Genomic DNA, 6394 nt, shown 5'->3' with positions numbered 1-6394 from the left:
TCCTTCATAATCTCCTCTTTCTCCACAACAGTCGTCTGGACGATCGGCTTGGAGAAAAGTTCGGAGATCACCGGCGGAATCTTCACGCCGAGCTGACGGCTGACCGCCTCCAGGGCTTCCCGGTCGGTGGAGGCCTCCAGGCCGATGGCCCGGGCGACAGTGCGGCTGAACTTGGTCCACTCCGCCGTGGAGTAGATCACGGTCGGCAGCGACTCTTCACGCAGCTCTCTATAGGCTTTGAGGCAGGTGGCGGTATGGGGATCCATCAGGTAGCCTTTTTCGGCATATTCGGCGATCACCTTTTCCCCCTCCTCGTCGGTGCTGAAAGTAGCATCGAAATCCTCCTGCAGGCTTTTGAGCTCTTCTGGAGTCAGTCGGTAGACCCGCTCCCGGCTCAGCTCCTCCATAAGCTCCCGGGTCCGTTCGGGGCCGAACTTGTCGAAAAGCACCCGCTCCACATTGGAGCTGATGAGAATATCCATCGCAGGGGATTCGGTCTGGATCAGACAGCGTTCTCTCAGATCATAGACCCCGGTGCGGATCCAGTCGGTGAGGATGTTGTTGGCGTTGGAGGCGATGAGAATCTTGCGCACGGGCAAGCCCGCCTTTTTGGCATAGTAGGCGCCCAGAGCATTGCCGAAATTCCCGCTGGGGATCGTCAGATAGATCTCTTCTCCCAGGGCGATCACATCCCGGCGCACCAGTTCCAGATAGCTGTGGATGTGATAAATGATCTGGAAAATAATCCGGCCGAAGTTGACGGAGTTGGCCGCCGAAAGCTTCAGATTCCGTTTGCGCAGCTCCTCCCGGAACTCTTCGGAAGCCAGCAGATTTTTGAGGGCGTGCTGGGTATCGTCGAAGTTTCCTTTGACCCCGATCACCTTGAGATTGGGGGCATCCTCCGTCACCATCTGGAGCCGCTGCACGTCACTGGTCCCTCCGTAGGGATAGAGGCAGGCCACCTTGATGTTGTCACGGTTTTTGAAGGTCTCCAGCGTCGCCGGACCCGTATCGCCGCTGGTGGCGGCCATGATAAGATAGTGTTCGTTGCGGCGTTGGGCCAGAGTACTGAGAATCACACCGAAAGGCTGCAGGGCCATATCTTTGAAGGCCCGGGTCGGACCGTGATAGAGCTCACTGACATAGCAGTCCTCTTCGATCCCCACGACCGGAACGGGGTTGTTCGGATCGTCGAAACGATCATAGCGTTCCAGAGCTTCGTGGAGGAGCTCCTCGTCAATATCGATCTCAAAGGCCCTGAGCAGCGCAAAAGCCAGGGTCTTGTAGTCACTCTGGAGGTATTCGGAGAGAAATCCGATGCTCATATCCGGCAGAGACTCGGGGACAAAGAGGCCGCCGTAGCTGGCCCGCGGATTGAGGATCGCCTCGGAGAAGGAAACGGCGGCAGGACTCTTGCCGTCGTTTCCTCTGGTTTCGATAAATTGCATGGAAAGACACCTGTTTTTAGGCGAATTATAGCGAAATGCACCTCCAGGCGCCACAGAAAGGGGAATCGGGCCTCGAATCGAAAAGGATCAGAGTTCGATACAGGTGCCGATACCGCTGCTGGTCAGGATCTCGAGTAGGAGCGAGTGTTCGATACGCCCGTCGATGATATGGGCCTTTTTGACCCCGCCGCGGAGCGCTTCGATACAGGCATCCACTTTGGGGATCATTCCGCCCCGGATCACCTCCTCCTCTTTGAGGCGTCTGGCCTGATCGATGCTCAGCAGGCTGATGAGTTTCCCTTCGGCATCCAGGACGCCCGGGGTATCGGTCAGGAAGAGGATCTTGCGGGCTCCCAGCGCCACGGCGATGCGGCTGGCGGCCAGGTCGGCGTTGATGTTGAACCCGGGGTGTCCCAGGGTCTGGCTCCCGGCGATGGGAGCGATGACCGGAACGAAACCGTCATCGAGGATGTTGTCCACAATCTCCGTATTGATCTGTTCGATCACACCGGTATAGCCGAAGTTTTCACTGTCTTTGGGGATCGCTTCGAGGAAGTTGGCATCTTTGCCGGAGATACCGACAGCTCTGGCCCCCTGGGAGTTGAGCAGCGCCACGATCTCCTTGTTGATCTCGCCGCTGAGCACCATCTCCGCGACCCGCATCACCTCCCGGGTCGTCACCCGCTGTCCCTCAATGAATCGGGTATCGACCCCCAGATCGCTAAGCAGTTTGGTAATGTTCTTGCCACCGCCATGAACCACCACCGGTTTCATCCCCACCGTATGCAGCAAAACAATATCCTGGGCGAAACGGGCCTTGAGTTCGTCGCTCTCCTGAGCGGACCCTCCGTATTTGATCACGATGGTTTCGTTGCGGAATTTCCGGATATAGGGCAGGGCCTCCAGCAGAGTCTGGACAATCTCCATTTTACGTTGCATGGTACTCCTTCAGGTAGCGGTCCGTCGCCGCGAAAACGGCGGAATCGATCTCTAATTGTAACTTCATCACCGAAAGCGGGAGCTGAAAAGCCTCCATCTTGACGGCATCCTTGCCGGTCACCAGGAGCGAATCGGCCCGGTGACGCTGCAGCAGTATTCTAAGTTCCTCCGCATCGAACCATCCGTGGTCAGGCAGGAGATGGCGGGCGACGATCCCTTCGGGCAGCCAGGGATCCAGACGTTCGGGACGGGCGATGGAGGTGGCCAGGACCATCCGTTCTCCCGGATCCTCTACAGTGACGATCCGACGGTAGTCCCTCCCTTCCCGCAGTACCAGGTCGGCCTGCCGGGCCGTGGAAGGAAACTCCCGAAACGGCCCTGCCGGCAGAACCCGGCGGTTGGGCAGACTTTCTGGCTCCAGCAGAATCTCGAACTTTTCGATCTCGACCCGGTTGAATCCGTCATCCAGCAGAATCAGTTCCGCTCCGGCCTCCCGGGCGTAGCGGATCCCCTCCCGGCGGTCTTCACAGACGACCACCGAGGCACGAGGCAGGGAGCGGGCCATCTCCATGGCTTCGTCTCCCGAGGCCTCCACCGGAGCGCGAATCTCCCCCTCCCGGCTTACCTCCACCAGCCCCCGGCTACGACGTCCGTAGCCTCTCGAGACGATCCAGACCTTCTCATAACGGGAAGCTAGTGCGATAACGAAGGGGGTCTTGCCGCTGCCGCCGACGACCAGGTTGCCGACACTGATGATCGGCATGCCGAAGCTCTCCCGCTTCGCCAAACGTCGCCGCAGCCACATCCCGCTGCCGTAGAGCCAGCCCAGAGGAGCCAGTGCCGCCGAAAGGAGCCGATCGCTCCCTGTCGGCTGATAGAAAACCCGTTCCGCCAATACGTTGAAGCTTCGATCTGATCGGGACAAGAGTATTCCTAAATATGATCCGCGTCGATCTCCCGGACTGCTTCGCAGATCGTAAAGATCTCTTCATCACTGAGATCGGGACGGTTGGGCAGAGAGAGAGCCCGCTGATAGATTCCCATGGCCCAGGGGAAATCGAAAAGTTTGAGCTGATACTTCTCTTTGTAGTAGCGGGTGGTATGCAGCGGAACATAGTGCAGGGCTACCCCGATGCCCTTTTCGGCCAGCTTCCTGGCAAAAGCGTCCCGGTTCCGGTCGATCTCCACGATGTAACGGAAGTAGCTGTGGTCGGAATGGTGCAAAGGGAGCCGGAGATGTTTGAGCCCTTCAAGTTCTCTGTTGTAGATGCCGGCGATCTCAAGACGGCGGCGATTGTCGGCTTCAAGCCGCTCCAGCAGCAGTGATGCATAAAGCGCACTGTAGTCATCCAGGCGATACTGGCATCCGATGTCCACAATATCGTAGAGGTAGGGGGCGCTTTCACTGTCCCGGACGATGGCATGGTTACGAAGCAGATCAGCCCGCTCGCGGCATGCCTCATCCCGGGTCAGGAGGATCCCCGCATCGAAACGGCCGGAGATCTTGTCCCCCAGACCGGCAATCGCCATCAGTGTCCTCGGATCCGACCCCAAAGGCTGTCCCCCGATCCCGGCTCCCGGGGCTTCGGTCAACTCTTCGATCACCTGGACATCGTAGCGCTCCGCCAGTTCGTAGATCCTTTCCATCTCCGCCGGCAATCCCGCCATATGGTTGACGATCACTGCCCGGAGCTTTTTGCTCCGGTTGGCTTCCAGAGCCGCTTCGAGACGCTCGGGATTCAGGTTGTAGCTGAAGGGATCGCAATCGACAAAGATCGGCTCGGCATCGAAATGGCGGACCACCTCGGGAATATCGGCATAGGCGTTGACCGAGCAGATCACTTTGTCCCCGCGCTTCAGGTCCAGCGCACACATGGCCAGGTGGAGTGCCGCGGTGGAGTTGACGGTAGCCAGGGCATGAGGCAAGGCATACTGTCGGGCAGCAGCCTCTTCCAATGTGGCGACACTGCCGTCCATCCCCTCTTCTGCCGCCCGGGCGATACGTTCGGCAAGTTCGACGGGAGGACAACCCGTCCCTTCAAAAGATATCGTTATGGACATTATTCAGTCCCTTTCTTCAATTCAAAATTTTTCGTAAATAAGAATTTTATCGAAAGTCCCGTTTTCACAGCGTTAATCTTCACAGGATTCCGCCCCCAGATCCCGCAGCTCGCTGCAGCTGAATCCGGCGGCCTGACGGGCCGGAACATTCAACACGGAACGGTTGCCTTTTCTTAACGCATAGTAATCGAGAATCCGGCGAAAGGTCGAAGCCGGCTCCAGTCCCCGCTCGGCACAGCAGTAGCGAAACCAGTAATCCCCTTTGCGCACATGCTCGATCTCCTCCCGGTAGATCAGCTCTAACGCCCCCAACACCTCCTCCACCTCCAGGCGTGTGGCGAAGGGACGAAGCTTTCGCATGATCTGGGGATTGACATCCAGGCCTGTCGCCTCGTAGTGGCGCGGCACCACCGCCATGCGCTTTAGAACATCCCCGGCGGTATGATCTGCCGCATCGAAAAGCCCCAGATGCACAGGGAAATCCCCATAACGATATCCCAGCGACTCAAGGATATCACGAAGCATCCGGAAATGGCGGACCTCATCCGCCGCCACCTCCAACCAGTCATGACGAAAAGCCGTCGGCATATCGGGGAAACGGTAGACCGCATCCAGCGCCAGATCGATCGCGCTATATTCGATATGAACGATGGAATGTAGCAGCCTCGCCAGCCCCTCCGTCGTATCGAAACGGCGGCGTTTCGGAAGCTCACGGGGCGGGACGATCCGACAGAACTCCGCATAAGAGGGGGTCTTGAATCGCTTCGCAACGAAGCCCTCCTCCGCCCGGTCCTCCCCTGTGTTACAATAGCGCATCAACGTACTGATTGCCGTCGCTTTGCTCTCGACATCCGAAGTACGCAGCGCCGATTCGGCCAACTGATAAAAATCCATGGAGGCATTATAACCGATGGAGATCAACGTCTGCCCGATGGGCCCCTATCAGACCAACTGCTACCTCCTGCAACACGAAGGTAAAACCCTGATCATCGATCCCGGTGTCGGCGCCGTCGACTGGGTACTCCGGGAAGCGGACAATCCCGTGGCCATCCTCAATACCCACGGCCACTTCGACCATGTCTGGAGCAATGCCGAACTCAAGGAACGGCTCGGAATCCCAATCTACATACCCGAAGGCGACACTTTCATGCTGGCCCAGGATCCTTTGGGCCAGGGGATGCCCTCCAGCACTGCCGATCTCCAGGTCCCTCCCGATGCTTCCATAGAGATCGAGGGAATTCCGGTGACCTTTCACCATTTCCCGGGACATACCCCCGGCTGTTCCGCTATCGAGGTGGGGGATCTCTGGTTCAGCGGAGATTTTCTCTTCCGGGACTCCATCGGCCGCTGGGATTTCCCTTACTCCAGCGCCAAAGCCATGGCTCAGAGCCTTCGCAAAGCGATGAAGATCCGAAAGGACTACCGCCTCCTGCCCGGCCACGGACCGGAAACGACCCTGCGCCGGGAACAGCGCAATCTGCCCCTCTGGATCAATGAGGTTGAACGATCAATCTAAAGGGCTCGCTTCTTGACGTAGCGTTGGCTATGCCTGCGAAGCGATAACACAGCATGGACAAAAACTGGAGAGGTTGTGGGCACGACCTATTATTAGAGGTGTCCTAAAACATGCTTTTCCAGAACGAAGGCATCGAAACTTCCCTCAAAGACCCGCCGGCCCTCCACACTGCCTGCCACCTTTACACGACGGCGTTTTCCCTTCTGCTCCGCCACCCGAGCTTCAAAGATGACACTCTCACCTTTGCGCACCGGGGCCAGGAAACGCACCTCCGCCGCTCCCAGTACCACATTGGGATCATTGACCGCCGCCATGGCCGCATAGTCCGCCGCCCCGAAGAGGAAACCCCCGTGGACCAGCCCCTTCTCGTCAGCCACCATCGCCTGGGTAGTATGCAGCCAGACCCGGGCGAAGCCCTCCTCTAATGCCG

The 6394-nt window shown here is 58.3% G+C and carries 7 protein-coding genes; 1 reads left to right on the top strand and 6 read right to left on the bottom strand.

From position 1 onward, the window contains the following. The 5 genes from thrC to F8I07_RS06795 all read right to left on the bottom strand — a co-directional run. Positions 1–1448, bottom strand: a 1448-nt coding sequence (thrC, locus tag F8I07_RS06815; RefSeq protein WP_292657443.1) for a threonine synthase, incomplete at its 3' end; no start/stop codon positions are given. 87 nt (positions 1449–1535) lie between these two features. Then, positions 1536–2387 carry an acetylglutamate kinase gene (gene argB / locus F8I07_RS06810; protein WP_292657441.1) on the bottom strand — a complete coding sequence of 284 codons (852 nt, stop codon included), beginning with the start codon at positions 2385–2387 and terminating at the stop codon, positions 1536–1538. Beyond that, positions 2377–3312, bottom strand: coding sequence for a tetraacyldisaccharide 4'-kinase (locus F8I07_RS06805; protein WP_292657438.1), 936 nt, complete (start codon positions 3310–3312; stop codon positions 2377–2379). Before F8I07_RS06805 ends, argB begins: the two co-directional genes overlap by 11 nt. A gap of 8 nt (positions 3313–3320) precedes the next feature. Next, positions 3321–4448, bottom strand: coding sequence for a DegT/DnrJ/EryC1/StrS aminotransferase family protein (locus tag F8I07_RS06800; RefSeq protein ID WP_292657435.1), 1128 nt, complete (start codon positions 4446–4448; stop codon positions 3321–3323). A gap of 72 nt (positions 4449–4520) precedes the next feature. Further along, entirely contained in the window at positions 4521–5369 is an 849-nt protein-coding gene (locus F8I07_RS06795; protein WP_292657433.1) for a ferritin-like domain-containing protein, read from the bottom strand. Between F8I07_RS06795 and F8I07_RS06790 the strand changes: the two genes are divergently transcribed. Further along, a complete protein-coding gene (locus F8I07_RS06790; protein ID WP_292657431.1) occupies positions 5359–5964 on the top strand; it encodes an MBL fold metallo-hydrolase in 606 nt (201 codons plus the stop codon). The genes F8I07_RS06795 and F8I07_RS06790 overlap by 11 nt on opposite strands. Before the next feature lie 92 nt (positions 5965–6056). Here the strand turns inward: F8I07_RS06790 and F8I07_RS06785 are convergent. After that, positions 6057–6394 (bottom strand): hotdog domain-containing protein (locus F8I07_RS06785; protein ID WP_292657429.1); only part of this gene is annotated, 338 nt, incomplete at its 5' end.

It is taken from the genome of Nitratifractor sp. (assembly GCF_015487065.1).
In the GTDB taxonomy this organism is placed as follows: domain Bacteria; phylum Campylobacterota; class Campylobacteria; order Campylobacterales; family Sulfurovaceae; genus Nitratifractor.
The sequence above is the reverse complement of the archived record's forward strand: the minus strand, read 5'-3'. Positions and strand labels throughout refer to the sequence as shown.